The sequence below is a fragment of the Pseudomonas sp. MM211 genome (genome assembly GCF_020386635.1).
Classification (GTDB): domain Bacteria; phylum Pseudomonadota; class Gammaproteobacteria; order Pseudomonadales; family Pseudomonadaceae; genus Aquipseudomonas.
Genome location: NZ_CP081942.1, coordinates 4350226 through 4376045, shown reverse-complemented (window position 1 = coordinate 4376045; position 25820 = coordinate 4350226). Strand labels below are relative to the sequence as shown.

Sequence of the window (25820 nt, the reverse complement as noted above, 5' to 3'; positions counted from 1 at the left end):
ACTTTTGCGAAGGGGATTTGCCACCGTGTGGGAACTGGTTATAGCTGGCGGCTGGGTGATGCTGCCGATCGTTCTGTGTTCAATCGCTGCCCTGGGCATTATCGCTGAGCGGCTGTGGACGTTGCGTGTCAGTCGGGTCACGCCGCCCAACTTGCTGGGGCAGGTGTGGCGCTGGATCAAGGACAAGGAGTTGAACAACGCGAAGCTCAAGGAGTTGCGCGCGCATTCGCCATTGGGAGAGATCCTTGCCGCTGGCCTGGCTAATTCCAAGCACGGCCGTGAGGTGATGAAAGAGTGCATCGAGGAGGCTGCGGCCCGCGTGGTGCACGAGATGGAACGCTACCTCAATGCGCTGGGCACCATCGCCGGGATCACGCCGCTGCTCGGTCTGCTCGGTACGGTGATCGCCATGATCGATATCTTCGGTTCGTTCATGGGCGGCAGTGCGGCCAACCCGGCGATGCTCGCTGGCGGTATCGCCAAGGCGCTGATCACCACTGCGTCGGGTCTGACCGTGGCGATTCCGGCACTGTTCTTCCACCGTTTCCTGCAGCGCCGCGTCGATGAACTGGTCGTTGGGATGGAGCAGGAAGCGATCAAACTGGTGGAAATGGTGCAGGGCGAGCGCGATGTCGACCTGGCCGAGGAGCCCAAGCCGGCCAAGGGGAGCAAGAAGGCGTGAAGTTCAGACGTAGACGGCGTGAGCAGGTCGAGATCAATCTCGCCTCGCTGATCGACGTGGTGTTCATCCTCCTTCTGTTCTTCGTGGTGAGCACTACCTTCACGCGTGAAACCCGTATGCAGGTCGATCTGCCCGAGGCTGCCAGTGGCACGCCGCCCGAGCAGAGCGAGCTGAAACAGCTGGAAGTGGTGATCGCTGCCGATGGCGGCTTCTCGCTCAACGGCCAGGCCCTGATCAAGAATGATCTGGATAACCTGATGGCTGCCCTGCAGAAGGAGTCCGGCGGCGATAACAGCCTGCCGTTGACTATCAGTGCCGACGCCAAGACCAGCCACCAGTCGGTGATCACCGCCATGGATGCAGCCGGCAAGCTGGGCTTCGCGCACCTGCGCATCACCACGGTCGAGACCCAGGCAGCGCCCTGATGGCGAGCTTTTCCGAGCGTCTGGTGCGGGCCTGGTACGAAGGGCATCCGGCGTTGGCGCTGCTGCGGCCGCTGGAGATCCTGTACCGTGGCGTTGTGCAGCGCAAGCGCGCACGCTTTCTCGCTGGCGAGGGCGAGATTTATCGCGCCCCCGTGCCGTTGATCGTGGTGGGCAACGTCACCGTCGGCGGTACCGGCAAGACGCCGCTGATTCTCTGGTTGGTCGAGCAGTGCCAGGCCCGCGGCCTGCGCGTTGGCGTGATCAGTCGCGGGTATGGTGCCAAACCGCCGAGCCTGCCCTGGCGAGTCAGGGCAGAGCACAGTGCCGAACAGGCTGGCGACGAGCCTCTGCTGATCGTGCAGCGCAGTGGCGTGCCACTGATGATCGACCCTGATCGCAGTCGCGCCGCTCGCGCCTTGCTGGCCGAGGTACCGTTGGATCTGCTGCTCAGCGATGATGGCCTGCAGCACTACCGTCTGGCCCGTGATCTGGAACTGGTTCTGATCGACGCCGCACGCGGTCTGGGCAATGGCCGCTGCCTGCCCGCCGGGCCGCTGCGCGAGCCCGCTGAGCGAATGCAGAGCGTGGATGCCTGTCTCTACAACGGTGCGCCGAGTGATCCACTGGGTGGTTATGCCTTTACCCTGGTACCCAGCGCCCTGATCAACCTGCGCAGCGGCGAGCGCCGCCCGCTCGATCACTTCCCTCCCGGTCAGGCCGTGCATGCGGTGGCCGGTATCGGTAATCCGCAGCGTTTCTTCACGACCCTCGAGGCGCTACACTGGCGGCCTGTCGCGCATGCCTTCGCCGACCACGCTGCCTACAGCGCCGAACTGCTGAATTTCTCGCCGGCGCTGCCGCTGTTGATGACGGAAAAGGATGCGGTGAAATGCCGGGCCTTCGCGGCTGACGACTGGTGGTATCTGGCCGTCGATGCCCAGCCTTCCGCCGCGTTTCGTGGCTGGTTCGAGGCTCGCCTGGATCGTCTGCTCGGCGAGCGGCAGTAACTGCATCACGCGCTCACTCCTCTTGTTCTCAAGGATTTCCCATGGACCCGAAACTGCTCGATATCCTGGCCTGCCCGATTACCAAGGGCCCGCTCAAGCTCAGCCAGGACAAGACCGAACTGATCAGTAAAGGTGCCGGCCTGGCCTATCCGGTGCGCGATGGCATTCCGGTGATGCTGGAAAGCGAAGCCCGCACCCTCACCGATGACGAACGCCTGGACAAGTAAGATGAGCAACGCTTTTACCGTGGTGATCCCGGCGCGTTACGCGTCCACACGCCTGCCAGGCAAGCCGCTGCAGGATATCGCCGGCAAACCGATGATCCAGCATGTCTGGGAGCAGGCCTGCAAAAGCAGCGCAACCCAGGTCGTGGTAGCCACCGATGATGCGCGCATCGTCGAGGCCTGCCAGGGTTTCGGTGCCCAGGTGCTACTGACCCGTGTCGATCACAACTCCGGCACCGACCGTCTGGCCGAAGTGGCGACAGCGCTGGGGCTGGCTGCCGATGCCATCGTGGTCAACGTGCAGGGTGACGAGCCATTGGTGCCGCCTGCGATCATCGACCAGGTAGCCGCTAATCTGGCCACCAACCCCCAGGCCGCCATCGCCACTCTGGCCGAGCCCATCGACGATGTCGCCGCGCTGTTCAACCCCAATGTGGTCAAGGTCGCCAGCGATCTCAATGGCCTGGCGCTGACCTTCAGCCGCGCGCCGCTGCCGTGGGCGCGTGATGCCTTTGCTGCCGATCGCGATAGCTTGCCGGCCAATGTTCCCTATCGTCGGCATATCGGCATCTACGCCTACCGCGCCGGTTTCCTGCAGGACTTCGTCGCCTGGGGCCCGTGCTGGCTGGAAAACACTGAGTGTCTGGAGCAGCTGCGGGCGCTGTGGCACGGCGTGCGTATCCATGTCGCCGATGCGCTGGAGGCACCACCGGCCGGCGTCGACACCCAGGAAGACCTCGACCGCGTGCGCCGGTTACTGGGCGCCTGATGCGCGTTCTGTTCGTTTGCCTGGGCAATATCTGTCGTTCTCCTACTGCCGAGGCGGTGCTGCGTCAGCGTCTGCAGCAGGCGGGGCTGGCTGAGCGTATCGAGGTGGATTCCGCCGGAACCGGCGACTGGCACGTGGGCAAGGCCCCGGATCCGCGCACCCAGGAGGCTGCCAGCCGGCGAGGCTATGACTTGTCCAGTCTGCGTGGTCGCCAGGTCTCTGCTGACGACTTCTCGCGCTTCGATCTGGTGCTAGCCATGGACACCGCTAATCTGCGCGATCTGCAACGGATGCGCCCGGCTCAGGCAAAGGGCGAGCTGGATCTGTATCTACGTCGCTATGAGCTAGCCGTGGATGAGGTGCCCGACCCTTATTACGGCGGTACCCAAGGCTTCGAGCAGGTGCTGGATCTGCTTGAGCAGGCCAGCGATGCGTTGTTGATCGAACTCAAGGGGCGCTTATGAGCCTACAGGTACGGTCTGGTGCGTCGCTCAAGGCCTACAACACCTTTGGTGTGGATGTGGCCGCACGCTACTTTGCCGAGGCGGACGATGATCAGCAGGTGCGCCAGGCGCTCGACGCTGCCCGTGAGCGGCAGATGCCGCTGCTGGTGCTGGGCGGCGGTAGCAACCTGCTGCTGACCGCCGACGTCGAGGCACTGGTGCTGCGCATGGCCAGCCGCGGTATCCATGTATTGGCCGATGATGGCGAGCGCGTGGAGATCGAGGCCGAAGCGGGCGAGCCCTGGCACCCGTTCGTGCAATGGACGCTGCAGCAGGGCTTCGTCGGGCTGGAAAATCTCAGCCTGATTCCGGGTACGGTCGGCGCCTCGCCGGTGCAGAACATCGGTGCTTATGGCGTCGAGTTGAAGGATTGTTTTCTCGGCCTGACGGCGCTGGATCGGCAAAACGGCGCGATCTTCGAGTTTGATCTGCAGGATTGCGCTTTCGCTTATCGTGACAGCCTGTTCAAGCGTGAAAGCGGACGCTGGATCATCCTGCGTGTGCGTTTCGCCCTGAGCCGCAATGCTGCCCTGCATCTCGATTACGGCCCGGTGCGCCAGCGCCTGGCAGAGCAGGGCATCGAGGTGCCGAGCGCCAACGATGTCAGCCAGGCCATCTGCGCCATTCGCAGCGAAAAGCTGCCGGATCCAGCGGTGCTCGGCAACGCCGGTAGTTTCTTCAAGAATCCACTGGTACCGGCGGAGCTGGCGCAGCGTCTGCAGCAAAGCCACGTGGATCTGGTGGCCTATCCCCAGGCCGACGGCCAGGTGAAGTTGGCAGCTGGCTGGCTGATCGAGAAGGCTGGCTGGAAGGGCTTTCGCGATGGCGATGCCGGCGTGCATCGTCTGCAGGCGCTGGTGCTGGTCAACTACGGTCAAGCCAGTGGGCAGCAACTGCTCGCGCTGGCGCAGCGCATTCAGGCGGATATCGCCGAGCGTTTTGGCGTGAGCCTGGAAATCGAGCCGAACGTGCTCTGATCCTCTGCGTAGCCTCGCCGGGTTGGCGGGGCTCACAGGCCCATCTCTCCCTATCTCTTGCCGTTCCCAGGTATCGCTGTGCTCAACCGCGGGCTACCTGGTGCATGCTTTCGTAGCCTGGGTTGAGCGCAGCGATACCCAGGGCAATTGGTAGTGCATACAAGAATTGCCGAGTGCAATCGCTTGCGTGGTCTCCAAGAATCGCAGGCAATAAAAAGGGATGCCGTAGCATCCCTTTTTTTGTTACGCGTTACCTATCAGGCTTGCGGCTTGGGCGCGTCCTGATCGTGCTGAGCGCTCTCGTCGACCGGAGTGACGATGACGTCGGTTTGCTCGACTGGCTCGACCGGCTCGTTGGCCAGTTGAGTGTCGACGACGGCTTCGCTCTCTGCTGCCGGAGCAGCGGCTTCGGTTTCAACGACCACTACGGCTGGAGCGGCCTTGGCGGCCTCTTCAGCTTCGCGAGCCAGGCGCTCTTCTTCACGCTTGCGGCGACGCACTTCACGCGGGTCGTTCGGCGCGCGGCCATTGCTTGCAACCGGTGCGGCCTGCTCTTCGACCACAGGCGCTTCAACTGCAGCTTCCTCGACTGCCGGAGCGGCCTCAGGTGTGGCAGTGAAAGTGGTCTCGGCGACTGGCGCTTCGATGGCCGGTGCTTCGAACACTGGCGTCTCGGCAACAGGTGCTTCGACGATGACCGCTTCGCTGGCCGGTTCGGCCGCGATCGGAGCTTCCTGCTGTACTGCTTCGAACTTCGGTGCCGAAGCACGTGGGCGTTCGATTTCAGGCAGGGGCTCGATCACCGCATCGGCGCGCTCGGCAACTGTTTCTGCCGGTACTTCGACTGGAGCTGGAGCGTCTTCGGCCACAACGGCAGCAGCTTGTACGGGCTGCTCGGTCTCGACCGCTGGCTGTACATCCTGTGCGGTTACAGGTGCTGCGGTTTCGGCAGGGGCAGGGGTAGCTGCTTCCTGAGCGACCGGCTGTTGTGCAGCTGGCTGCTCGGTTTCAGCGATAACCGCGGCCACGGTGGCGGCGGCAGCGATGCTGGCACCATCTACCGGCTCTTCCGAGTTGTCGTCACTGCCTTCGATCGGGTTGCCATCGGCATCACGCTGACGCTCACGACGATTGCTGCGGCGACGCTGGCCACGGGAGCGGCGACGTGGGCGGTCACCGCCTTCGTTACCGTCCTGATCGTCGTCTTGCTGCTCGTCGTTGTTCAGCACTTCGTCTTCAGCAGCGTCTGCCTGAGCCTGCTCGGCGCGTGGTTGACGCTCCTCGCGAGGTTGACGTGGCTGACGCGGCTCGCGTTGCGGGCGTTCGGCGCGAGTTTCTTCACCGGCTACGGCTGCGGTTTCGTTCTGCGGCTCGGCATCCAGTGGGGCACGCAGTTCACGCGGCTGACGCTCTTCGCGCGGACGACGCTCGCGACGGTTTTCCTGACCTTCACGCGGTTCGCGCGGCGGACGGGATTGACGCACTTCCTGAGGCTCGCGAACTTCCACGTTCTCACGCGGCTGGCGATCTTCACGCGGGGCGCGAGGCTGACGCTCTTCACGCGGTGCACGCTCTTCACGAGGCGCACGTTCCTCGCGCGCTGCGCGATCTTCACGTGGGGCCCGTTCTTCACGCGGCTTGCGCTCTTCGTCGCGGCGGTTGCCACGGTTGCGGTTCTGCTGGCGACCGTTACGACGCTCGTCGCCACGCGGCTGACGCTCGCCTGGCTTCTTCTCAATCACTGTCGGCTTCTGCTCTTCAGCGCCGGCGAACAGGCCCACCAGGGATTTCACCAGACCTTTGAACAGGCCCGTTTGCGGGGCGGCTGCAGCGGGAGCGGCAGGCGCGGCTGCTGCAACCTCTGGAGCAGGTGCGCTGCGCGGAGGAGCGGCTTTGAGTGCAGCTTCCTGGCGAACCAGAGTGCGGGTGGCGGCTGCCGGCTTTTCTTCCTCGACTTCGACCGTGGCCATTTCGTAGCTGGTCTGGGTGCTTTGGGCTTCCGGGCTGTCGTCACGGATACGCTGCACTTCGAAGTGCGGGGTTTCCAGGTGATCGTTCGGCAGGATGACGATGCGCGCACGGGTACGCAGTTCGATCTTGGTGATCGAGTTGCGCTTCTCGTTGAGCAGGAAGGCCGCAACCGGGATTGGCACCTGAGCGCGAACCTCGGCGGTACGGTCTTTCAGGGCTTCTTCTTCGATCAGGCGCAGGATCGCCAGAGACAAGGATTCGACGTCACGGATGATGCCTTGACCGTTGCAGCGTGGGCAGACGATGCCGCTGCTTTCGCCCAGCGATGGGCGCAGACGCTGACGGGACATTTCCAGCAGGCCGAAGCGCGAGATGCGGCCGACTTGAATACGGGCGCGGTCAGCTTCCAAAGCTTCACGAACTTTTTCTTCGACGGCGCGCTGGTTCTTGGCCGGCGTCATGTCGATGAAGTCGATGACGATCAGGCCGCCGATGTCGCGCAGGCGCAACTGACGGGCGATCTCTTCAGCGGCTTCCAGGTTGGTCTGCAGTGCGGTTTCTTCGATGTCGCTGCCTTTGGTGGCGCGCGCCGAGTTGATGTCGATGGACACCAGCGCTTCGGTCGGATCGATGTAGATCGAACCACCGGACGGCAGCTTCACTTCACGCTGGAAAGCGGTTTCGATCTGGCTTTCGATCTGGAAGCGGTTGAACAGCGGCACGCTGTCTTCGTACAGCTTGATCTTGCTGGCGTACTGCGGCATCACCTGGCGGATGAAGGTCAGGGCTTCTTCCTGCGCTTCGACGCTGTCGACCAGTACTTCGCCGATGTCCTGGCGCAGGTAGTCGCGGATGGCGCGGATGATGACGTTGCTTTCCTGATAGATCAGGAACGGGGCAGGGCGATCCAGGGACGCTTCCTTGATGGCGCTCCACAGTTGCAGCAGGTAATCGAGATCCCACTGCATTTCTTCGCTGGAGCGACCCAGGCCGGCGGTGCGTACGATCAGGCCCATGTCGTTGGGGATGTCGAGGCCGTTGAGGGCTTCACGCAGTTCGTTGCGCTCTTCACCTTCGATGCGGCGGCTGATACCGCCAGCACGTGGGTTGTTCGGCATCAGTACCAGGTAGCGGCCGGCGAGGCTGATGAAGGTGGTCAGGGCTGCGCCCTTGTTGCCACGCTCTTCTTTCTCGACCTGAACGATGACTTCCTGGCCTTCCTTGAGCACGTCCTTGATGTTGACGCGGCCTTCGGGGGCCTTGCTGAAGTATTCGCGGGAGATTTCTTTAAGCGGGAGAAAACCGTGGCGGTCAGAGCCGAAGTCTACGAAGGCGGCTTCGAGGCTGGGCTCTACGCGGGTAATACGGCCTTTATAGATGTTGGATTTCTTCTGTACGCGTGCGCCGGACTCGATGTCCAGGTCGTACAGACGCTGGCCATCTACCAGCGCTACACGCAACTCTTCGGGTTGAGTTGCGTTAATCAGCATTCTTTTCATGTGGTACCAATGGTTTCCGGTGCTGCTGGAAGCCGCATTAGGCACACACGACGCTCAGGGTCGGTGTCAGGCGCGTCAGAAACGGGCGTAAATCGTTTCATTGTCGAGCGGCAGCAGCCAGTTGTACTGGGCCGCGACGGACGTCTCCTGCTTGCTGTTTTGACAGAAAGCACTCAGAACCTGCTAACGATCTGCTGCGCATCGGCCATGCTGCGTTAAAACAGGCTTGGAAGGTTCATTTACACCAGTAAACGTCGCTTTCTAGCCTTTTTTGCCATGCATGGCTCTAGCTCGCGAGACCGTAAACACGTTCTCAGTCAGGAGGAGGAATCAAGGGTCGGTAGCGGACGAGATAAAGCGTCTTGGATAAAGCTGTTTGCTACGCAGGCCGACCGTTGTGCATCTCCACCCTACACGTATCGCTGAAAATCGGGTGCCGCTAGCGAAATAACCGCAGCGGGTTGGCATTATCGCAACCGTCCATATGGGCAGGTTGCGCATCTGTGTGTCAGGCCTTATTTCCGAGTTTCTCGAGCAGCCTTGGTGGCCTATTGCTCTCTGAGAATCCCGTCGGACGGCCTTACGTCCTGAAAGGGTTGCTTGATTCACGATGGCGATTTGGCAACTTCCGCGAATCAGGCCGCTTTTGGCGGCATTCGCGACTATAGCAGCAATGATTAAGTGCTTCAAATGCATAAAAATTGTATGATCGCGACCATGACGACACCCACTACTCCAACCTCCGGCGTTCAGCTGATTGAGGTCGCGCCTGAACTCGCGGGTCAGCGCATCGACAACTTCCTACGTACTCAGCTCAAGGGCGTGCCCAAGACCTTGATCTACCGCATCCTGCGCAAGGGTGAGGTGCGGGTTAACAAAGGGCGGATCAAACCCGAATACAAGCTGCAGCCTGGCGACATCGTGCGTGTTCCGCCGCTGCGCCTTGCCGAGCGCGACGAGCCCGAGCCGCTGGCCCAGGGGCTGCTGCAGCGCCTGGAAGCGGCCATCGTCTATGAAGACAAGGCGCTGATCGTGCTGAACAAGCCGGCCGGCATCGCCGTGCACGGTGGCAGTGGCCTCAATTACGGGGTGATTGAGGCGTTTCGCCAGTTGCGTCCGGATACCAAGGATCTGGAGCTGGTACACCGCCTCGACCGCGATACCTCCGGGCTGCTGATGATCGCCAAGAAGCGCAGCATGCTTCGTCACCTGCACGAGCAACTGCGTGGTGACGGCGTCGATAAACGCTACATGGCGTTAGTGCGTGGCCACTGGGCGACTGCCAAAAAGCAGATCAACGCGCCGCTGCTCAAGAGCAATCTGCGTTCCGGTGAGCGCATGGTCGAGGTCAACCCGGAAGGCAAAGAAGCGCTGACGATCTTCCGTGTGCTGCGCCGTTTCGGCGAGTTCGCCACCCTGGTTGAAGCCAAGCCGGTGACGGGACGTACTCATCAGATTCGCGTGCATGCTCAGTACGGCGGGCACTGCATCGCCGGCGACAGCAAATACGGTGATGACGACTTCAGCCGCGAGATCCGCGAGTTGGGCGGCAAGCGCCTGTTCCTGCATGCCTATGAGCTGAACATTCCGTTGCCCGAGGGGGGCGTGCTGAAGCTCGAAGCGCCGGTTGACGAGATCTGGGCGCGTACCGTGGAGCGACTCAGTGCGTGACTACAAACTGCTGATTTTCGACTGGGACGGCACGCTGGTCGACTCCATTGGCCGCATTGTCATGGCCATGCACCAGGCTGCCGACCAGCGCGGCATGCCGCGGCGCAGCGACGAGGCGGTCAAGGGCATTATTGGTCTGGCGATGCCGGAGGCGATCAGGACGCTTTATCCGGAACTCACCACAGCCGAGCACGTCGAACGCTTCCATGCTTCGTACAGCGACTGTTACCTAGCCATAGATCGGATACCATCGGCGTTTTTCCCTGGCGTCGAGCAGAGCCTGGCGAGCTTTCTTGAGCAGGGCTATCAGTTGGCTGTTGCCACCGGCAAGAGCCGCCGCGGCCTGCAACGGATTCTCGATGCGTTGGGTTGGCAGGACTATTTCGATATCACGCGGTGCGCCGATGAAACGGCAAGCAAGCCCGATCCCAAAATGCTCCACGAGATCCTCGAGCATTGTGGGGTTCCTGCCAGCCAGGCGCTGATGGTCGGTGATGCCTCGTTCGATCTGTTGATGGCGCAACGCGCGGCAATGGATTCAGTGGCGGTCGGTTACGGAGCGCAGACGCTGACGGCGTTGAGCGCCTATGGGCCGAAGTTGTCGATCAACCATTTCATGGAATTGAGTGCCTGGCTGAACCAGACGGTAGCCGAGCCCCTAACCGAGGAGATTGAGCATGTGGGGTGACAGAAAGACGCCGGTGGTCTCCGAGAGCGACCCAAAGAGCTGGAAGCTCCTCGAGAAGACGCTGCTGGCCAGCGTGCATGAGCAGCGTCGGTCACGCCGCTGGGGGATTTTCTTCAAACTGCTGACCTTCATTTACCTGTTCGGCGCACTGGCGCTGTTCTCGCCGCTGCTCAACCTGCAGAAGGGGGCCAGCAGCACGCCGCATACCGCCGTGATCGAAGTGCGCGGCATGATCGCCGACAAGGAAGCGGCCAGCGCCGACAATATCGTCGGCAGCCTGCGCGCGGCGTTCAAAGATCCCAACACCAAAGGTGTGATCCTGCGTATCAACAGCCCCGGCGGCAGCCCGGTGCAATCGGGTTACATCTATGACGAAATCCGCCGCCTGCGTGGCGAGAACCCGGACACCAAGGTGTACGCGGTGATTTCCGATCTGGGTGCTTCGGGTGCGTATTACATCGCCAGTGCCGCTGATCAGATCTACGCAGACAAGGCCAGCTTGGTAGGTTCCATCGGTGTCACTGCCGCCAGCTTCGGCTTCACCGGCCTGATGGACAAGCTGGGCGTTGACCGCCGTGTTTATACCTCGGGTGAGCACAAGGCGTTTCTCGATCCGTTCCAGCCACAGAAGCCTGAAGAGGCTGCCTTCTGGAAGACCGTGCTGGAAACCACGCACAAGCAGTTCATCGACAGCGTGAAGAAGGGCCGCGGCGACCGCCTCAAGGATGCCGAGCATCCCGAGCTGTTTTCCGGTCTTATCTGGTCTGGCGAGCAAGCGTTGGGTCTGGGTCTGATCGACGCCCTGGGCAATACCAGCTATGTGGCGCGTGACGTGATTGGCCAGGAAGAACTGGTGGATTTCACCGTGCAGGAAAGCCCGCTGGATCGCTTCACCAAGAAACTGGGTGCTAGCGTGGCGGAACAGTTGGCGATGTGGATGGGCTTCCAGGGCCCGTCACTGCGCTGATTGCCTGAGACGCAATAAAAAGCCCCGGCCAAGTGCCGGGGCTTTTTATTGGGCGATCACCTCGCAGGTATCAACGCTCGTCGAGTGCGAAGGCTGTCAGCGTAAATGTGGGGATGCCCATGTCCTGCAGTTTGCGCGAGCCGCCGAGTTCCGGCAGGTCGATGATCGCAGCGGCTTCATGCAGGCTGGCACCCATGCGTTTTACCAGTTGCACGGCGGCGAGCAGGGTGCCGCCAGTGGCGATCAGGTCGTCGACGATCAATATATTGTCGCCTTCACACAGGCTGTCGGCGTGCACTTCCAGAAAGGCCTCGCCGTACTCGGTCTGGTAGCCCTGGCTGAGAACGTCGGCCGGCAGTTTGCCCTGCTTGCGGAACAGCACCAGCGGCTTGTTCAGCTCATAGGCGATGATCGAACCGATCAGAAAACCGCGGGCATCCATGGCGCCAACGTGGCTGAAGTCAGCCTCGACATAACGCTGGATCAGGCTGTCGATCACCATGCGCAGGGCACGCGGCGATTGGAACAGCGGCGTGATGTCGCGAAACACCACGCCCTGTTTCGGAAAGTCGTTAACCGGGCGGATGAGGGTCTTGATACTGAATTCGTCGAAAATCATCGGTAATCCTTGTAACGGTCAATTGGGCCTTCGGCCCTATCAGCCATTAAGGTTACCACCCGCCAGGGCGCACAGCTCGATTGGGTCGAGAATATGCACTTCCTTGCCTTCAGCCTCGAGCAGTTTGCTCTGCTGGAAACGGGTGAACACCCGTGACACGGTTTCCACCGCCAGGCCCAGGTGATTGCCGATTTCGTTGCGCGACATTGCCAGGCGGAACTGGTTGGCAGAGAAGCCGCGGGCCCGGAAGCGCGCGGACAGGTTGACCAGGAAGGTGGCGATGCGCTCGTCGGCGGTTTTCTTCGAGAGCAGCAGCATCATCTGCTGATCGTCGCGAATCTCGCGGCTCATGATGCGCATCAGTTGGCGGCGCAACTGCGGCAGGCTCACCGACAGTTCATCGAGGCGCTCGAAAGGAATCTCGCAGACCGAGGTGGTTTCCAGTGCCTGGGCAGATACCGGGTATGCCTCGGTATCCATGCCGGACAGGCCGACCAGTTCGCTGGGCAGGTGGAAGCCGGTGATCTGCTCTTCGCCTGCATCGCTGATGCTGAAGGTTTTCAGTGCGCCAGAACGTACCGCAAAAACCGAATTGAAAGTGTCGCCCTGGCGGAACAGGAATTCACCTTTTTTCATGGGGCGGCCGCGCTTGACGATGTCGTCGAGCGCATCCATGTCCTCGAGATCCAGCGAGAGGGGCAGGCAGAGGCTGGATAGGCTGCAATCCTTGCAGTGTGCCTGATGAGTTGTACGCAGCTTGATGCTTTCGGACATCGCCCTTATCCCTGAGGTATAGACACAGAAGTCGTAAGGGTACCGCACCACAGGGGTGCGCGGCCACACAATGAGGCGCGCTCAAGTGTCGCTCCCCCATGCCGATAACCCTGAATCAGTGAGTTGGCGGCCAGGAGCGTTGCAATGCGTGTGGATAATCCCGTTTCGGTCGAGCGCAGTTTCGTGCCGACCAGTTCGGCTGCAACTGCCACAGCGGCGCCTGCCGAAACGACCGAGGACGCTTCGACTGCGGCGCCAACTGCCGGAGCCAGTGCTGAGCCGGGCGTAAAGGTCACTCTGTCGGCCGAAGGCTTGATGAAATCGAAGTCCAGCGACAAGAACAGCGATATCGACGAGAGCGGCCTGCCCGACAACGTCAAGCAGTTGCTCAAGATGATCCGTGAGCTGAAGGCGCAGCTTGCCCAGAAGATGGCCGAGTTGCAGGCGATCATGGCCCAGAGCGATATGGACGACGAAACCAGGCAGGCGAGTGCCCAGGCCCTGCAGACCGAAGTCGGTTCGATCAGTGGTGCGCTAACCACCGCCACTGCCGAGCTGGCCAGGGTGATGAGGGATCAGAAACTCACCACCGAACAGAGCGCCACTGTCGGTTCGCTGTTGAACGGGTGAGCCAGGCATCTGCGCGGCGCGGTTCAGATCACCCGCGAGAAGCGTTGCAGGTTCTGCTCGCCTAGATAGCGGTCGAACAGCATGCACAGCGAGCGCACCATCAGCCGCCCTGCCGGCAGCACTTCGATGCTGCCGGCTCTCAGTTCGATCAAACCGTCGCGACCCATCTGCTGCAAGGCCGGCCAGGCGTCGGCGAAGTAGCTGTGGAAGTTCACCGCGAAGCGCCGTTCTATTTCCGTGAAGTCCAGCTGGAAGTGGCAGATCAACTGCTGGATCACGGCGCGTCGCAAGCGGTCGTCGTCATTGCATAGCAGGCCGCGTTGGGTCGCCAGTTGCTGGTTATTCAAACTGCGTTGATAAACCGCCAGGTCGGCGCTGTTCTGGCAGTACAAATCGCCGATCTGGCTTATCGAGGAGACGCCGAGGCCGATCAGGTCGCAATGACCATGCGTGGTGTAGCCCTGGAAATTACGTTGCAGGCTGCCGTCTTCCTGAGCGCTGGCCAGTTCGTCGTCGGGCAGGGCGAAGTGATCCATGCCGATGTAGCGATAACCGGCACTCGCCAGTTGTTCGATGCTGCCTTGCAGCATGGCCAGCTTGTTCGCCGCACTGGGCAACTGGTTGCTGTCGATGCGCCGCTGCGGCATGAAGCGTTCCGGCAGGTGGGCGTAGTTGAACAGCGACAGGCGATCGGGTTGCAGGGCGATCACCTGTTGCACGGTATGGGCGAAATTCTCCGGGGTTTGTTGCGGCAGGCCATAGATGAGGTCGATGTTCACCGAGCGAAACTGCAGGGTGCGCGCGGCCTCGATGATGGCGCGGGTTTCTTCCAGACTCTGCAGACGATTGATCGCGCGCTGCACGTTGGGGTCGAGATCCTGCACGCCGAGGCTGACGCGATTGAAGCCCAGTTCGCGCAACAGGCCCATGGTCGACCAGTCCGCTTCGCGAGGATCGATCTCGATGCTGTAATCGCCGGAGTCGTCGTCAAGCAGGGTGAAGTGCTCGCGCAATTGCGTCATCAGCCGGCGCAGTTCGGCATGGCTGAGGAAGGTCGGGGTGCCGCCGCCGAGGTGCAGTTGTTCGATGTGCTGGCGCTTGTCGAGATGGCGGCCGATCAGTGTCATCTCCAGTTCCAGCGCCTGCAGATAAGGCTGGGTGCGGCCGCGATCCTTGGTGATGACCTTGTTGCAGGCGCAGTAGTAGCAGATGTTGGCGCAGAACGGCAGGTGCAGATACAGCGACAGCGGGCGCAGGGCTCGACGGCTTTCGCGCAGGGCGTGGAGCAGATCGAATGAGCCCATGCCGTCATGAAATTGCACGGCGGTCGGGTACGAGGTGTAGCGCGGGCCGGCTTGATCGTATCGGCGGATCAGGTCGGAATCCCACTGGATGGCGTCGAGCATGGCGAGTTCCGCTTCAGCGTTGAGTGCTCGGCAGTCTAGGGCGCGCCTGGGCGGGGCTTTTTGATCTGAGTCATGGGGGCGCGGCAGAGCGCTACCGTTGCGCCTGTCTCTTGGCCAGGCAACGAGATGGCTTCAAGTAGCCTGGGTTGAGCTCAGCTGAGCCCGGGAGAACGGTGCCCTGGGTATCGCTGCGCTCAACCCAGGCTACTGGCTGTTGCCTTAGTGCCCCATCAGCCAATGCTGGTGCGGGCCGGGTAGTGTCCACAGGCCGAACAGGATCACCAGCAGGCCACCCGCCACGCGCACGCCACGCTGGCGCAGCAGGCGGCCCATGCGCTCGGCCGCCAGGCCGGTGGCCAGCAGCACCGGCAGGGTGCCGACGCCGAATGCCAGCATCAAGGCAGCGCTGTGCAGGGCGTTGCCCTGGCTGGCCGCCCACAGCAGGGTGCTGTAGACCAGCCCGCAGGGCAGCCAGCCCCACAGGCCGCCGAGGAGCAGTGCACGAGATGGGCTGGTGATCGGCATGAGCCGGCGGGCAAGCGGCTGCAGATGTCGCCACAGGCCGCGGCCCAGTGCTTCGATGCGCGTCAGGCCGCTCCACCAGCCCGCCAGATAGAGACCCATGACGATCAACAGCACGCCGGCGATGCTTCGCAGTACGACCGCCAGCGGGCCGCTGGCCAGTGCCCAACCCGCCAGGCCGAGCAATAGTCCTGCGGCGGCATAGCTGAGAATGCGACCGGCGTTATAGGCCAGTAGCAGGCGCAAGCGCTGATCACGCTGCTCAGGAGGAATGGCCAGGGTCAGGGCGCCCATCAGCCCGCCGCACATGCCCAGGCAATGACCGCCGCCGAGCAGCCCCAGAATCAGCGCGGACAGCAATTGCGGCAGCAGGTCAGTCATGGGGTTTCTGGTCTGGCTCGCTGGCCTGCTTCACCGCCGCTTTATGGCGCGGGTCATCGTCGTCGAAAAGGATGCGATGGGCCGGGCTGTCGAGGTCGTCGTACTGGCCGCTGTCGACCGCCCAGAAGAACAGCCACACGGCAAAGGCGACCAGCAGCAGGGCAACGGGAATCAGGATGTACAAGGCGGTCATGATGATTTCCCCAGGCGCAGCGCATTGAGCACCACCAGCAACGAACTGAACGACATGCCCAGCGCGGCCCAGATCGGGGTGATCCAGCCGAGGGCCGCGAAGGGCAGTACCAGGCCATTGTACAGCCCGGCCCAGGCCAGGTTTTCGATGATGATGGTGCGGGTGCGACGGGCCAGGCGCAGGGCGTCGACCAGGCTGCTCAGGCGATTGGATAGCAGCACCGCGTCGGCGCTGGTCTTTGCCAGGTCGGAGGCCGAGCCCATGGCCACGCTGATATCGGCTCCGGCGAGTACCGGCACGTCGTTGACGCCATCGCCAAGCATCAGCACGCGCCGCCCTTGTGCTTGCAGGTCGCGGAGAATGGCCAGCTTGGCATCCGGTGTCAGACCACCCTGTGCTTGCTCGATACCCAGTTGAGTGGCCACTTCGCCGACCATGGGTGAACTGTCGCCGCTGAGCAGGAGAATCTGCCAGTTACGAGCACGGGCTGCCTCGATCAGCGCAGGGGCGTCGTCACGCAGGCGATCATCGAGGACGAACCAGGCCAGTGGGCCCTGTTCATCACCGAGCAGCAGCCATTGGCCCTGATCCCCCGGAATATCGGGTGCTGGGCTGGCGCTGAGTGCGCTGACGAACGCGGGCTGGCCAATACGCAGCCGGCGGCCACCCACAGTGCCCTGCAAGCCCAGGCCGGGAAAACTCTGCAGCGCGTCGACAGGCGCTGCGGCATGGCCAAAGGCGCGGGCGATGGGGTGTTCGGATTGACTTTCCAGGGCGGCGGCGAGAGCCAGGCAGGCATCACCATCCAAGCTGGCCAACGCATGCACGGCGCGCAGGGTGAGGCGGCCTTCGGTGAGGGTGCCGGTTTTGTCGACGATCAGCGTGTCGATCTGCTCCAGGCCTTCCAGCACGTGACCGCGAGTCAGCAACATGCCCTGTTTGTGCAGGGTGCCGGTGGCGGTGGTCAGGGCGGTTGGCGTAGCCAGGGCGAGGGCGCAGGGGCAGGTGGCGACCAGCAGGGCGAGGACGACCCAGAAAGCGCGCGACGGATCGAGCTGCCACCAGACCAGGCCGACGACAGCGGCCACCACCAGAACGATCAACAGAAACCACTGGGCGACCCGGTCGGCGATTTCCGCCAGGCGCGGTTTTTCGCTCTGGGCGCGTTCCAGCAGGCGCACGATGGCCGACAGCCGGGTGGCGTCGCCCAGTGCCTGCACTTCGACGGTCAGCGGGCCTTCGACGTTGAGCGTGCCGGCCGTTACGCCATCACCGATCGTGCGGGGTTGCGGCAGGTATTCGCCGGTGAGCAGGGATTCGTCGACGCTGGAGTGGCCTTCCAGTACCCGGCCGTCCGCAGGCAGCAAGGCGCCGGGTGGTACCTGTACCCGGTCACCGACGCGCAGCTCACTGAGCAGGATGCGCTGGCTCTGGCCGCGTTCATCCAGGCGCAGGCAGGAGGCCGGCAGCAACTTGACCAGTTGCGCGGTCGCCGCTGCAGTGCGTTCCCGAGCGCGACGTTCCAGGTAGCGGCCGCTGAGCAGGAACAGGGCGAACATGCCCACCGCGTCGAAATACAACTCGCCATGGCCCGTGACGGTGGACCAGATGCCCGCCGCATAGGCGCCGCCGATGGCCAGCGACACCGAGACGTCCATGCTCAGGTGGCGGGTGCGCAGGTCACGCAGAGCGCCACGGAAGAACTGGCCGCAACAGTAGAAGACGATGGGCGTGGTGAGAAACAGGCTGACCCAGCGCAGGATGCTGTCCAGCTCCGGGCTCAGGTCGACATTGAATTCCGGCCAGGTGGCCATGCTCGCCATCATCACCTGCATCCACAGCAGCCCGGCCACACCCAGTTCGCGCATGGCCCGGCGGTTTTCCCGGGTCAATTGCTCGGCAGCGGCATCGGCCTGCCAGGGATGGGCCGCATAGCCGATATGGCGGATTGCGCCGAGCAGTTCGCTGAGCGGCAGGGTGCTCGCGTCCCAGCGCACCAGCAGGCGATGGCTGGACAGGTTGAGGTGGGCTTCGGCTACGCCCGTCAGGCCGTGCAGGTGCTTCTCGATCAGCCAGCCACAGGCCGCGCAGCTGATGCCTTCGATGAGCAGGCTGGTTTCGCTCAGCTCGCCCTGATGCTCGACGAAGGGCTGCTGCACGTCGCTGCGGTCGTACAGTGCCAGCTCATCCGGCAGTACCTGGGGCAATTGCCGGGGATTGCTGGCAGCCTCGCTGCGGTGGCTGTAGTAATGCTCGAGGCCGTTCTGCACGATGGTTTCGGCCACCGCCTGGCAACCGGGGCAGCACATTTCGCGGGGTTGCCCCAATACCACGGCCTGGAAGTGCGTGCCCGCGGGCACAGGCAGAGCGCAGTGGTAGCAGGGCGTGGGGACGGCCTGTGCAGTCCCGAGGGCTGGGGCGTCGATCAGGCTTCATCCCCGAGCTGGATGCTCTGGCCGGGTTGCAGGGTTTCTTCCTCGAACAGGCGCCAGTCCTGGCCGCCTTCCTGTCCGATCAGCTCGACGAAGCGCCGGCCCTGGACGCTGTCCTGCAAGTTGCCGCGATACAGGCCTTCACCTTGATGCTGCAGCACCACCCGGCGGTCGCGCTCGGGCTGGGTGGGCGATACCAGGTTGAGCACCAGTTGCGCCGGCGCGCTGCTGCCCTGCAGGTGCAGCTCGGCAATGCCGCGCTGATCGTCGAGGTCTAGGGTGGCGCGCAATTGCAGGCGCACGGCCAGGTTCTCGCGCTCCAGCGACTGGTTGATGCCCTTGCCGACGTCGTAGTAATCGTCGGAGATCAGCCCCGGCGGGTTGCGTGTGGCCACGGTCAGCAGGGTCAGCCCCTGGATCACCGAGTAGCCGAGCAGGGCGATCAGAAACCACGGCCAGAACTGCTTGTACCAGGGGGCGGGTTGAGTCTCTTCGTTCATGGCTGGCCTGCTTCTCTTCTCGGTGTTGGTGCTTGGCTTGGGTCATTCGCTTTGGTGGGCTGAAGCGGATCGCCGCCCGGCCCACCCTACGGAGTTACAGCTGTAGGGTGGGCCGGGCGAGCCCACCAGCCGTTCAGCTATCTCACGCTAGGGCCGATAAACCGGCTGCTGGCGTCGTTGTGGATGCTCTGGTCATCCGTGGCACGGATGCGGAAGGTGATCTCGTTGGTGCTGGATGGCAATTTTTCGGCATCGATGGACAGCTCCACCGGGATCGCCAGCACTTCGCCGGCCAGCGCGCGGACTTCGCGGCGGCCTTCGTAAATCAGGCCATCCAGGCCATCGGCCTCAATGCGGTAGACGACGTCCTGTTGTGCCTTGTTCATGATCTTCAGGGTATAGACGTTCTCGACTCGGCCCTGCTCGTTCTCCCGATAAAGTACCCGATCCTTGAGCACGTCCAGCTCCACCAACGGGCGGTCGTTCAGCGCCCACCCGAACACCGCGAACATGGCCAGCAACGCCACTGCATAGCCGATCAGGCGTGGGCGCAGCAGCTGGGTCTGCTGCCCGGAAAGGTTGTGCTCGGTGGTGTAGCTGATCAGCCCGCGCGGGTAGTTCATCTTGTCCATGATGCTGTCGCAGGCATCGATGCACGCGGCGCAGCCGATGCATTCGATCTGCAGGCCATCACGGATGTCGATACCGGTCGGGCAGACCTGCACGCACAGGGTGCAGTCGATGCAGTCACCCAGGCCCTGGGCTTTGTAATCGGCGCTCTTCTTGCGCGCCCCGCGGGCTTCGCCACGGCGCGGGTCGTAGGAAACGATCAGGGTGTCCTGGTCGAACATCACGCTCTGGAAGCGCGCGTAAGGGCACATGTGGATGCACACCTGCTCGCGCAGCCAGCCGGCGTTGCCGTAGGTGGCGAGGGTGAAGAAGCCGATCCAGAACAGCGCCCAGCCTCCGGCCTCGAAGGTGAGCAGTTCGCCGAGCAGTTCGCGGATCGGCGAGAAGTAGCCGACGAAGGTCACTGCGGTGATCAGCGAAACGCCCAGCCAGATGCCGTGTTTGGCGAAGCGGCGGACAAATTTGGTGGTGCTCATGGGGGCTTTTTCCAGCTTCATGCGCTGGTTGCGGTCGCCCTCTGTGACCTTTTCCGCCCACATGAAAATCCACGTGAAGACGCTCTGCGGGCAGGTGTAGCCGCACCACACACGGCCGGCGAAGACGGTGATGAAGAACAGCCCGAAGGCGGCGATGATCAGCAGCGCCGAGAGCAGCACGAAATCCTGTGGCCAGTAGGTGGCGCCGAAGATGTGGAACTTGCGTTCCGGCAGGTTCCACCACACTGCCTGGTGGCCGTTCCAGTTCAGCCACACGGTGCCGAAGTAGAGGATGAACAACAGCGCGCCGCCGGCCCGTCGCAGGTTGCGGTAGAAACCACTGAAGGCGCGGGTGTGGATTTTCTCGCGACTGGCATAGAGGTCGATGGTCTCGCCTGCAGCAGCGGGCGTGACGTTCTTGACGGGGATCTGTTGGCTCATCGAGGGCTACCACAACGGTTGGTCGGGCATGTCGCGACCGATACTTGCCGGTCGCGATCGTTCGCTGCGCCGATGGTACGCCTCCAGCCCCCACAGGGCTTGCGGCTACCCGTCGCAGGGATCAGGCGTGACCATCCTAGGCGCAGCATCGAAACCCCGCCCTGACCCAGATCAGTGCGCTCAATCTTTCTCCTGATTTCGCTCCGCCACGGGCTCTTTTTCACGCTGCGACAGGCTGTACACGTAGGCGGCCAGCAGGTGCACCTTGTCGTTGCCGAGAAAGTCCTCTTGCGCCGGCATTTGGCCGCTGCGACCGTAGCGGATGGTCTGCTGCACCTGAGCGAAGCTGGAGCCGTACAGCCAGACCTTGTCAGTCAGGTTGGGCGCGCCAAGCACCTGCATGCCCTTGCCGTCGGGGCCGTGGCACATGGCGCAGCTGCTGTCGTACAGCTGCTTGCCCTTGTCCACATCCACGACGATATCCGCCGGGTTTTCCAGGCCGGAGAGGCTGCGCGTGTAAGCGGTGACGTCACGCACGCCGTCATCGCCCAGCACCTCCTGCCAGCCCGGCATCACGCCCTGGCGGCCCTGCATGATGGAGGTCTTGATGGTCTCAGGGTCGCCGCCGTACAACCAGTCATCGTCGGTCAGGTTAGGAAAACCGAAGGCGCCCTTGGCATCGGAGCCGTGGCACACCGAGCAATGGTTGGCGAAAAGGCGGCCGCCTATTTTCAGCGCCCGCTCGTCCTTGGCCACGTCGGCGATGGGCATGGCGGCGTACGTGGCGAACAGCGGGCCGTAACGGGCATCGGCGACGGCCATCTCGCGCTCCCATTGGGCGACTTGCGTCCAGCCGTCGCCGTAGCCGGGCAGCAGCCCCCTGAAGTTGCCGAGGCCGGGGTAGAGCAACAGGTAGCCAAAGGCGAAGATCAAGGTGCCGACGAACAACAGGAACCACCAGCGTGGTAGCGGGTTGTCGTATTCCTCGATGCCATCGAAGCTGTGGCCGACGGTCTGGTCGGTGTTGTCTGGGCGCTGGCCCTTGCGCGTGGCGAAGATCAGCCAGGTTACCGCCAGCAGCGTGCCGAGGGTGAGCAGGGCCACATAGAAACCCCAGAAGGTGCTCATGGCCGGTCGCTCCCGGCATTGTCGTTGGCGTCTTTGCGAGCCTCCGGCTCATCGGCGAAGGGCAGGTTGGCTGCCTCGTCGAAGCTGGATTTGCGCTTGTTGCTGTAGGCCCATAGCACCACGGCGACGAAGGCGATGAACACCACGGCGGTGCCGATGCCGCGGATGGTGCCGATGTCGGTCAGGAAGGCTGGCATCGGCTCACCGCTTGTTCTGGATGGCGGTGCCGAGCACCTGCAGGTAAGCGACCAGCGCGTCCAGCTCGCTACGCCCCTCGACCGCTTCCCTGGCCTTGGCGATGTCCTGATCGCTGTAGGGAATGCCGAAGTCGCGCATGATCTTCATTTTCTCGGCGGTCAGCGCACTGTCCAGTTTCTTCTCGGCGAGCCAGGGATAGGCCGGCATCTTTGATTGCGGTACCAGGTCGCGCGGGTTGATCAGGTGCACGCGGTGCCAATCATCCGAGTAGCGGCCGCCGATGCGCGCCAGATCCGGCCCGGTGCGCTTGGAGCCCCACAGGAAGGGGTGATCCCACACGCTTTCACCGGCTACCGAATAGTGGCCGTAGCGTTCGGTCTCGGCGCGGAACGGGCGGATCATCTGCGAATGGCAGCCGACGCAACCTTCCTTTATGTACACGTCGCGGCCTTCGAGTTGCAGCGCGGTATAGGGTCTCATGCCGGAGACGGGTTCGTTGACCACATCCTGGAAGAACAGCGGGACGATCTGGGTCAGGCCGCCGATGCTCACCGCGATGACCATCAGCAGGGTCATCAGGCCGATATTCTTTTCGATCAGGTCGTGTTTCATCCGTTGGCACTCCCTGACTGGGCAACGGGAATCCGTGCGGCGACATCGTACTGCGCCGGCTGGGCGGCGCCGATGGTGCGCCAGGTGTTCCAAGCCATCAACAGCATGCCGCTGAAGAAGATCGCGCCGCCGATCATGCGCACCACGTAGCCGTTGTGGCTGGCCTCCAGGGACTCTATGAAGGAGTAGGTGAGCGTGCCGTCTTCGTTCACCGCCCGCCACATCAGGCCCTGGGTGATGCCGTTGACCCACATCGCGACGATGTACAGCACGGTGCCGACGGTGGCCAGCCAGAAGTGCACGTGGATCGCCGCCAGGCTGTGCATCTGCTCGCGGCCGAACACTCTGGGAATCAGGTGATAGAGCGAGCCGATGGTGATCATCGCTACCCAGCCGAGCGCCCCGGCATGAACGTGGCCGATGGTCCAGTCGGTGTAGTGGGACAGAGCGTTGACCGTCTTGATGGCCATCATCGGCCCCTCGAAGGTCGACATGCCGTAGAACGCCAGGGACACCACCAGGAAGCGCAGGATCGGATCCGTGCGCAACTTATGCCAGGCGCCGGAGAGGGTCATCATGCCGTTGATCATGCCGCCCCAGCTCGGCGCCAGCAGGATGATCGACATCACCATGCCCAGGCTCTGGGCCCAGTCCGGCAAGGCGGTGTAGTGCAGATGGTGCGGGCCGGCCCAGATGTACAGGGTGATCAGTGCCCAGAAGTGCACGATGGACAGGCGATAGGAGTAGATCGGTCGCGCCGCCTGCTTCGGCACGAAGTAATACATCATCCCCAGAAAACCGGTGGTGAGGAAGAAGCCCACGGCGTTGTGCCCATACCACCACTGGATCATCGCATCGGTGGCGCCGGCATACGCCGAGTACGACTTGAACAGGCTGACCGGCACCGCTGCGCTGTTGACCACGTGCAGCATCAGGGTGACCAGGATGAAGGCCCCGTAAAACCAGTTGGCGACATAGATGTGGCGCGTCCTGCGCCTGGCGATGGTGCCGAAGAACACCACCACGTAGGCCAGCCAGACGATGCCCAGAAGGATATCGATCGGCCATTCCAGCTCGGCGTATTCCTTGCTGCTGGTGTAGCCCATCGGCAGGCTGATCACCGCCGCGACGATCACCGCCTGCCAGCCCCAGAAAGTGAAGGCCGCCAGGCGGTCGGACATTAGCCGGACCTGGCAGGTGCGCTGCACCACGTAATAGCTGGTGGCGAACAGCGCGCTGCCGCCAAAGGCGAAGATCACCGAATTGGTGTGCAGCGGGCGCAGGCGGCCGAAGCTCGTCCACTCCATGCCCAGGTTCAACTGCGGCCACACCAGCTGCGCTGCGATGAACACGCCCAGCGCCATGCCGACCACGCCCCAGACCACCGTCATCACCGCGAACTGGCGGACGACCTTGTAGTTGTAGGCAGCCGGACTGCTTGCTGGGCTCATGCTGGGTTCCACGCTGGGCTGGGTGCTGCGGATGGGGCGATAGATATTTTGGGCGGCGCGAGTATCCCCGACCGGCAGGGGCGGTGCAATGCGTCGGAAATATGCGGAAAGCGCTCTGTAGTGAGCTTTGCTGTGTTTCGAGAGGAGGCGCGGCCAGTGCAGGCGGGCCTGTCGGGCGGAAGGGGGTTACCGTGGGGGCCTGTATCTTGTGGGAGGGGCTTTAGCCCCGAGCTTTATTTAGTACAAAGAGCTCGGGGCTAAAGCCCCTCCCACGGTTGCGATAGTTAAAGTTGCTGGAGTCGGGCCGAAAATATTGAGCAGATTTTCAGAGCCACACTGCATCCCAAAAAGGGTAATCGCCGATACGTTTTACCAGGCCTGCACGTAGAGGATTGGCAACTATGTATCGTGCAGTTGGCAGTATGTCCTCCTCACGGCGTAGCGCTCTGTCATGGAAGCCCTCTTGCCAGAGTTTGCCTTGGCGGCCGAGCCGACGATTCACCTGCAAGGCGCTGCGTCCTTTGACGCGATGCATCAATTCGCTGAGCGAGCCTTGTTGCTGGGATACCAGCCAGTGCAGGTGATCTGGCATGACTACCCAGGCGAGCGACTCAGCCAGTCCTGATGCCTGGGCATGATGCAACTCGCGAATGAGGAGACGAGCGGGCGCCAGGTCGGCAAAGATCGCCTGGCGATTTTCGACAGTGGCCGTGAGCAGGTAGATCTGGTTGGTTAGAGAGATTCGGCCTTTGCGCACACTGACTGAGTGGGGCATTCCGTTGCCTCCCGAGTAGGTAAAGCAACGGTAGCTGACAGATAGCAACCTGCGTAGGAGCGGCTTTAGCCGCGAGCTTTATCGCCCGACCAGACACCAAATAGCTCGCGGCTAAAGCCACTCCTACACATGGGCATTATTCGCCTGGTTGCGGTTTGCGGTTTGCGGTTTGCGGTTTGCGGCTCAGGCTCAGCACGTAGGCCGCCAGCAGATGCACCTTGTCGTTACCCAGATACTGCTCTTGGGCCGGCATCTGACCATTGCGGCCGTAGCGGATGGTCTGCTGCAACTGTGCCAGGCTCGATCCGTAGATCCAGCCGCCCGGGTGGGTCAGGTCTGGTGCGCCAAGCAGGGCCATGCCGCTGCCAGTCGGGCCATGGCAGGCCACGCAGGTGCTGTCGTACAGTTGCTTGCCCTTGTCCAGATCGGCATTGCTGCCTTCCGGCAATGGCAGCTTGGCCAGGCCATTGCGCACATAAGCCGCCACGTTGCGCACGCCGTCATCACCGAGCACTTCGCCCCAGGCCGGCATGGTGCCGATGCGCCCGTTGAGGATGGTGGTCTTGATGGTTTCGGCATCGCCGCCCCAGCGCCAGTCCTGATCCGTCAGGTTGGGAAAGCCCACCGCGCCCTTGGCATCCGAGCCGTGGCAGATCGAGCAGTAGGTGGCGAACAGCCGGCCACCCATCTTCAGCGCCTGTTCGTCCTGCGCCACCTGCTCCAGCGGCATGGCCGAGTACTTGGCAAAGATCGGCCCGTACTGGGCATCGGCCTTGGCGACTTCGCGTTCCCACTGGGCCACTTGCGTCCAGCCGTCTTCGTAGCCTGGCAGCAGGCCCTTGAAATTGCCCAGGCCCGGGTAGAGCGCCAGGTAGCCGGCTGCGAAGATCAGTGTGCCGAGAAACAGCATGAACCACCAGCGCGGCAGGGGGTTGTCGTATTCCTCGATGCCGTCGAAGGAATGCCCCATGGTCTGATCGGTGGTGCTCTTGCGTTCCCCTTTGCGAGTGGCGAACAGCAGCCAGAACAATGCGACCAGGCTGCCCACTGTCAACAGCGTGATGTACCAGCTCCAGAAAGTGCTCATGGGGTGTCATTCCTCGAAGCTTTTTTATTAGGTTCATCGGCGAAGGGCAGGTTGGCTGCATCGTCGAAGGCCTTGGCGCGTTTGCCGCTATACGCCCAGAGCGTCACGCAGGTGAACGCGATGAAAACCAGTGCAGTGCCGATGCCGCGCAGCAAACCGATGTCGATAAAGTCGAAAAGCAT

The 25820-nt window shown here is 62.7% G+C and carries 27 protein-coding genes; 11 read left to right on the top strand and 16 right to left on the bottom strand.

Annotation, left to right across the window (positions count from 1 at the left end; genetic code table 11):
- Positions 1-25 precede the first annotated feature (25 nt).
- From K5Q02_RS20150 to murB, 7 genes are read left to right on the top strand one after another with little or no spacing between them, the layout of a single operon-like run.
- The gene (locus tag K5Q02_RS20150; protein ID WP_225833576.1) at positions 26-682 is read left to right on the top strand and encodes a MotA/TolQ/ExbB proton channel family protein; all 657 of its coding nucleotides are present in this window, start codon (positions 26-28) and stop codon (positions 680-682) included.
- Positions 679-1107, top strand: a complete 429-nt coding sequence (locus K5Q02_RS20145; protein ID WP_225833574.1) for an ExbD/TolR family protein — start codon at positions 679-681, stop codon at positions 1105-1107. The genes K5Q02_RS20150 and K5Q02_RS20145 overlap by 4 nt, the downstream gene beginning before the upstream one ends.
- Entirely contained in the window at positions 1107-2114 is a 1008-nt protein-coding gene (gene lpxK / locus K5Q02_RS20140; RefSeq protein WP_225833572.1) for a tetraacyldisaccharide 4'-kinase, read from the top strand. Before K5Q02_RS20145 ends, lpxK begins: the two co-directional genes overlap by 1 nt.
- 41 nt (positions 2115-2155) lie before the next feature.
- Positions 2156-2341 carry a Trm112 family protein gene (locus K5Q02_RS20135; protein WP_225833569.1) on the top strand — a complete coding sequence of 62 codons (186 nt, stop codon included), beginning with the start codon at positions 2156-2158 and terminating at the stop codon, positions 2339-2341.
- 1 nt (position 2342) lies between these two features.
- Positions 2343-3107 carry a 3-deoxy-manno-octulosonate cytidylyltransferase gene (gene kdsB / locus K5Q02_RS20130; protein WP_225833567.1) on the top strand — a complete coding sequence of 255 codons (765 nt, stop codon included), beginning with the start codon at positions 2343-2345 and terminating at the stop codon, positions 3105-3107.
- A complete protein-coding gene (locus K5Q02_RS20125; protein ID WP_225833565.1) occupies positions 3107-3571 on the top strand; it encodes a low molecular weight protein-tyrosine-phosphatase in 465 nt (154 codons plus the stop codon). Before kdsB ends, K5Q02_RS20125 begins: the two co-directional genes overlap by 1 nt.
- Positions 3568-4587, top strand: a complete 1020-nt coding sequence (gene murB / locus K5Q02_RS20120) for a UDP-N-acetylmuramate dehydrogenase (protein ID WP_225833563.1) — start codon at positions 3568-3570, stop codon at positions 4585-4587. Before K5Q02_RS20125 ends, murB begins: the two co-directional genes overlap by 4 nt.
- Positions 4588-4844: 257 nt before the next feature.
- Here murB and rne read toward each other — a convergent pair whose 3' ends face one another.
- Positions 4845-8057: a ribonuclease E gene (gene rne / locus K5Q02_RS20115; RefSeq protein WP_225833561.1), complete on the bottom strand. Its 3213-nt coding sequence runs from the start codon at positions 8055-8057 to the stop codon at positions 4845-4847.
- Positions 8058-8774: 717 nt separating this feature from the next.
- Between rne and rluC the strand changes: the two genes are divergently transcribed.
- The 3 genes from rluC to sppA are packed head-to-tail and all read left to right on the top strand — an operon-like array spanning position 8775 to position 11383.
- Positions 8775-9728, top strand: coding sequence for a 23S rRNA pseudouridine(955/2504/2580) synthase RluC (rluC, locus tag K5Q02_RS20110; protein ID WP_225833559.1), 954 nt, complete (start codon positions 8775-8777; stop codon positions 9726-9728).
- Positions 9721-10416, top strand: coding sequence for an HAD-IA family hydrolase (locus tag K5Q02_RS20105; protein WP_225833557.1), 696 nt, complete (start codon positions 9721-9723; stop codon positions 10414-10416). Before rluC ends, K5Q02_RS20105 begins: the two co-directional genes overlap by 8 nt.
- Entirely contained in the window at positions 10406-11383 is a 978-nt protein-coding gene (gene sppA, locus K5Q02_RS20100) for a signal peptide peptidase SppA (RefSeq protein ID WP_225833555.1), read from the top strand. The genes K5Q02_RS20105 and sppA overlap by 11 nt, the downstream gene beginning before the upstream one ends.
- 70 nt (positions 11384-11453) lie before the next feature.
- Here sppA and K5Q02_RS20095 read toward each other — a convergent pair whose 3' ends face one another.
- Both K5Q02_RS20095 and fnr read right to left on the bottom strand, forming a co-directional pair.
- Complete coding sequence (locus K5Q02_RS20095; protein ID WP_225833553.1) at positions 11454-12002, bottom strand: adenine phosphoribosyltransferase; 549 nt, start codon at positions 12000-12002, stop codon at positions 11454-11456.
- Positions 12003-12041: 39 nt separating this feature from the next.
- A complete protein-coding gene (fnr, locus tag K5Q02_RS20090) occupies positions 12042-12776 on the bottom strand; it encodes a fumarate/nitrate reduction transcriptional regulator Fnr (protein WP_225833551.1) in 735 nt (244 codons plus the stop codon).
- 144 nt (positions 12777-12920) lie between these two features.
- On the opposite strand from fnr, the gene K5Q02_RS20085 reads away from it, so the two are divergent.
- Positions 12921-13406 (top strand): hypothetical protein, encoded by a 486-nt coding sequence (locus K5Q02_RS20085; RefSeq protein WP_225833549.1) that lies wholly within the window; start codon positions 12921-12923, stop codon positions 13404-13406.
- A gap of 23 nt (positions 13407-13429) precedes the next feature.
- On the opposite strand, the gene hemN is transcribed toward K5Q02_RS20085, so the two are convergent.
- From hemN to K5Q02_RS20020, 13 genes are all read right to left on the bottom strand, one after another.
- Positions 13430-14812 (bottom strand): oxygen-independent coproporphyrinogen III oxidase, encoded by a 1383-nt coding sequence (gene hemN, locus K5Q02_RS20080; protein ID WP_225833547.1) that lies wholly within the window; start codon positions 14810-14812, stop codon positions 13430-13432.
- Between the two features lie 219 nt (positions 14813-15031).
- Positions 15032-15715 (bottom strand): sulfite exporter TauE/SafE family protein, encoded by a 684-nt coding sequence (locus K5Q02_RS20075; protein WP_225833544.1) that lies wholly within the window; start codon positions 15713-15715, stop codon positions 15032-15034.
- On the bottom strand, positions 15708-15908 hold the full coding sequence (gene ccoS, locus K5Q02_RS20070; protein WP_225833543.1) for a cbb3-type cytochrome oxidase assembly protein CcoS: 201 nt from the start codon (positions 15906-15908) through the stop codon (positions 15708-15710). Before ccoS ends, K5Q02_RS20075 begins: the two co-directional genes overlap by 8 nt.
- Positions 15905-18334: a heavy metal translocating P-type ATPase gene (locus tag K5Q02_RS20065; protein WP_225839790.1), complete on the bottom strand. Its 2430-nt coding sequence runs from the start codon at positions 18332-18334 to the stop codon at positions 15905-15907. The genes ccoS and K5Q02_RS20065 overlap by 4 nt, the downstream gene beginning before the upstream one ends.
- Positions 18334-18840 carry a FixH family protein gene (locus K5Q02_RS20060; protein ID WP_225833541.1) on the bottom strand — a complete coding sequence of 169 codons (507 nt, stop codon included), beginning with the start codon at positions 18838-18840 and terminating at the stop codon, positions 18334-18336. Before K5Q02_RS20060 ends, K5Q02_RS20065 begins: the two co-directional genes overlap by 1 nt.
- Positions 18841-18977: 137 nt before the next feature.
- Entirely contained in the window at positions 18978-20387 is a 1410-nt protein-coding gene (gene ccoG, locus K5Q02_RS20055; protein WP_225833539.1) for a cytochrome c oxidase accessory protein CcoG, read from the bottom strand.
- Positions 20388-20567: 180 nt separating this feature from the next.
- Positions 20568-21515, bottom strand: a complete 948-nt coding sequence (gene ccoP, locus K5Q02_RS20050) for a cytochrome-c oxidase, cbb3-type subunit III (protein WP_225833537.1) — start codon at positions 21513-21515, stop codon at positions 20568-20570.
- Positions 21512-21712 carry a cbb3-type cytochrome oxidase subunit 3 gene (locus tag K5Q02_RS20045; protein ID WP_225833535.1) on the bottom strand — a complete coding sequence of 67 codons (201 nt, stop codon included), beginning with the start codon at positions 21710-21712 and terminating at the stop codon, positions 21512-21514. Before K5Q02_RS20045 ends, ccoP (K5Q02_RS20050) begins: the two co-directional genes overlap by 4 nt.
- Before the next feature lie 4 nt (positions 21713-21716).
- Positions 21717-22325, bottom strand: a complete 609-nt coding sequence (ccoO, locus tag K5Q02_RS20040) for a cytochrome-c oxidase, cbb3-type subunit II (RefSeq protein ID WP_225833533.1) — start codon at positions 22323-22325, stop codon at positions 21717-21719.
- Entirely contained in the window at positions 22322-23776 is a 1455-nt protein-coding gene (gene ccoN / locus K5Q02_RS20035; RefSeq protein WP_225833532.1) for a cytochrome-c oxidase, cbb3-type subunit I, read from the bottom strand. Before ccoN ends, ccoO begins: the two co-directional genes overlap by 4 nt.
- A gap of 325 nt (positions 23777-24101) precedes the next feature.
- A complete protein-coding gene (locus K5Q02_RS20030; RefSeq protein WP_225833530.1) occupies positions 24102-24551 on the bottom strand; it encodes an REP-associated tyrosine transposase in 450 nt (149 codons plus the stop codon).
- A gap of 136 nt (positions 24552-24687) precedes the next feature.
- Positions 24688-25638: a cytochrome-c oxidase, cbb3-type subunit III gene (ccoP, locus tag K5Q02_RS20025; RefSeq protein ID WP_225833528.1), complete on the bottom strand. Its 951-nt coding sequence runs from the start codon at positions 25636-25638 to the stop codon at positions 24688-24690.
- A complete protein-coding gene (locus K5Q02_RS20020; RefSeq protein ID WP_225833526.1) occupies positions 25635-25820 on the bottom strand; it encodes a cbb3-type cytochrome oxidase subunit 3 in 186 nt (61 codons plus the stop codon). The genes ccoP (K5Q02_RS20025) and K5Q02_RS20020 overlap by 4 nt, the downstream gene beginning before the upstream one ends.

Coding starts and splice junctions, on each gene's coding strand:
- lpxK (WP_225833572.1), top strand. CDS start 1,107: ATGGCGAGCTTTTCCGAGCGTCTGGTGCGGGCCTGGTACGAAGGGCAT.
- K5Q02_RS20135 (WP_225833569.1), top strand. CDS start 2,156: ATGGACCCGAAACTGCTCGATATCCTGGCCTGCCCGATTACCAAGGGC.
- kdsB (WP_225833567.1), top strand. CDS start 2,343: ATGAGCAACGCTTTTACCGTGGTGATCCCGGCGCGTTACGCGTCCACA.
- K5Q02_RS20125 (WP_225833565.1), top strand. CDS start 3,107: ATGCGCGTTCTGTTCGTTTGCCTGGGCAATATCTGTCGTTCTCCTACT.
- murB (WP_225833563.1), top strand. CDS start 3,568: ATGAGCCTACAGGTACGGTCTGGTGCGTCGCTCAAGGCCTACAACACC.
- rne (WP_225833561.1), bottom strand. CDS start 8,057: ATGAAAAGAATGCTGATTAACGCAACTCAACCCGAAGAGTTGCGTGTA.
- rluC (WP_225833559.1), top strand. CDS start 8,775: ATGACGACACCCACTACTCCAACCTCCGGCGTTCAGCTGATTGAGGTC.
- sppA (WP_225833555.1), top strand. CDS start 10,406: ATGTGGGGTGACAGAAAGACGCCGGTGGTCTCCGAGAGCGACCCAAAG.
- K5Q02_RS20095 (WP_225833553.1), bottom strand. CDS start 12,002: ATGATTTTCGACGAATTCAGTATCAAGACCCTCATCCGCCCGGTTAAC.
- fnr (WP_225833551.1), bottom strand. CDS start 12,776: ATGTCCGAAAGCATCAAGCTGCGTACAACTCATCAGGCACACTGCAAG.
- K5Q02_RS20085 (WP_225833549.1), top strand. CDS start 12,921: ATGCGTGTGGATAATCCCGTTTCGGTCGAGCGCAGTTTCGTGCCGACC.
- hemN (WP_225833547.1), bottom strand. CDS start 14,812: ATGCTCGACGCCATCCAGTGGGATTCCGACCTGATCCGCCGATACGAT.
- K5Q02_RS20075 (WP_225833544.1), bottom strand. CDS start 15,715: ATGACTGACCTGCTGCCGCAATTGCTGTCCGCGCTGATTCTGGGGCTG.
- ccoS (WP_225833543.1), bottom strand. CDS start 15,908: ATGACCGCCTTGTACATCCTGATTCCCGTTGCCCTGCTGCTGGTCGCC.
- K5Q02_RS20060 (WP_225833541.1), bottom strand. CDS start 18,840: ATGAACGAAGAGACTCAACCCGCCCCCTGGTACAAGCAGTTCTGGCCG.
- ccoG (WP_225833539.1), bottom strand. CDS start 20,387: ATGAGCCAACAGATCCCCGTCAAGAACGTCACGCCCGCTGCTGCAGGC.
- ccoP (WP_225833537.1), bottom strand. CDS start 21,515: ATGAGCACCTTCTGGGGTTTCTATGTGGCCCTGCTCACCCTCGGCACG.
- K5Q02_RS20045 (WP_225833535.1), bottom strand. CDS start 21,712: ATGCCAGCCTTCCTGACCGACATCGGCACCATCCGCGGCATCGGCACC.
- ccoO (WP_225833533.1), bottom strand. CDS start 22,325: ATGAAACACGACCTGATCGAAAAGAATATCGGCCTGATGACCCTGCTG.
- ccoN (WP_225833532.1), bottom strand. CDS start 23,776: ATGAGCCCAGCAAGCAGTCCGGCTGCCTACAACTACAAGGTCGTCCGC.
- K5Q02_RS20030 (WP_225833530.1), bottom strand. CDS start 24,551: ATGCCCCACTCAGTCAGTGTGCGCAAAGGCCGAATCTCTCTAACCAAC.
- ccoP (WP_225833528.1), bottom strand. CDS start 25,638: ATGAGCACTTTCTGGAGCTGGTACATCACGCTGTTGACAGTGGGCAGC.
- K5Q02_RS20020 (WP_225833526.1), bottom strand. CDS start 25,820: ATGCTTTTCGACTTTATCGACATCGGTTTGCTGCGCGGCATCGGCACT.